This is a genomic window from Methylobacterium sp. WL116 (assembly GCF_008039455.1).
Taxonomy (GTDB): Bacteria; Pseudomonadota; Alphaproteobacteria; order Rhizobiales; family Beijerinckiaceae; genus Methylobacterium.
In genome coordinates this window covers 1-1,243 of record NZ_VRUV01000855.1, presented here as the reverse complement: position 1 = coordinate 1,243, position 1,243 = coordinate 1, and the positions used below count along the sequence as shown (strand labels likewise).

Sequence of the window (1,243 nt, the reverse complement as noted above, 5' to 3'; positions counted from 1 at the left end):
CCGACGCGCCGCGCGCTGCTGCGGCTCTCGCGCCATCGCGGCGCGACGGCGGCCTTCGCCGTGCTTGTCCTGCTGACGCTCGCCTGCCTCGTCGGCCCTTTCCTCACCGGCCATGCGCCGGAGCGGACCTACCCCGACCTGCGCCAGCTTCCCCCCGGCTTCGCGGCGCAGCCCGACGCGGATCATCTGAGGCCGGCGCTCGATCGCCTCGCCTTCCGCATCCGCGCCGCGGTCGCGCAGGCCGAGATGGCGGACGGCGTGCTCCGCCTCGTGCTGGCCTCGGAGGTGCCCATCGACGCGCGCGGCCTCGTCTACCTGCCGCGCTCCGACCTGTTCGGCGAGCCGCGCATCGTCGCCCGCGACGACGAGGGGCGGCGCCTCACCGTCGCGGTGCCGGTCCGCAAGCTGCACTTCCTCCTCGGCACCGACGTGCACGGGCGCGACCTGCTCAGCCGCAGCCTCGTGGCCGGCCGCGTCTCGCTGCTGATCGGGCTCACCGCGACGCTGGTCGCCCTCGGCGTCGGCATCGTCTACGGCGCCGTGGCGGGCTTCGCCGGCGGGGCCGTCGACGCCGCGATGATGCGCGTCGTCGACATCCTCTATGCCCTGCCGTTCGTGTTCTTCGTGATCGTGCTGGTGGTGTTCTTCCGCGCGAGCCTGGTGCTGATCCTGATCGCGATCGGCGCCGTGGAATGGCTCGACATGGCCCGCATCGTCCGCGCCCAGACGCTGGCGCTGCGCCGCCGCGACTTCGTCCGCGCGGCCGAGGCGCTGGGGCTCTCGGCCGCGACCATCATGCGCCGGCACATCGTGCCCAACACCCTCGGGCCGGTGACGGTGGCCGCCACGCTGCTGGTGCCGCGGGTGATCCTGCTCGAAAGCTTCCTGTCGTTCCTCGGCCTCGGGGTGCAGGAGCCGGCGACGAGCTGGGGCGTGCTGATCGCGGAGGGCGCGCGCAGCCTCGAATCCGCCCCCCACATGCTCGCCGGGCCGGCGGCGTTCTTGGTCGCGACGCTGGTCGCGCTCAACCGGCTCGGCGACGGGCTGGCCGACGCGCTCGATCCGCGCGCCGACGCCTGACGCCCGCGCCCGGCGATGTCACCGCATCTCGGTATAGGCCGGGTAGACCTGCCGGACGCGGTGGCGCTCCTCGGGGATCGGCATCGCCGGGCGCACCCGCGCCTGCGCGGCCGCGGGCAGGACGATGTTGGTCTGGGCCGGGCGCAGGCGCCAGCGGTCGGCG

Annotated in this window: 1 protein-coding gene; it reads left to right on the top strand. The window is 74.7% G+C overall.

The genetic code is table 11. The annotated features are described in order from the left end of the window. Nucleotides 1-1,080, top strand: a 1,080-nt coding sequence (locus tag FV223_RS27935; RefSeq protein WP_348644834.1) for an ABC transporter permease, incomplete at its 5' end; no start/stop codon positions are given. Nucleotides 1,081-1,243: the final 163 nt, after the last annotated feature.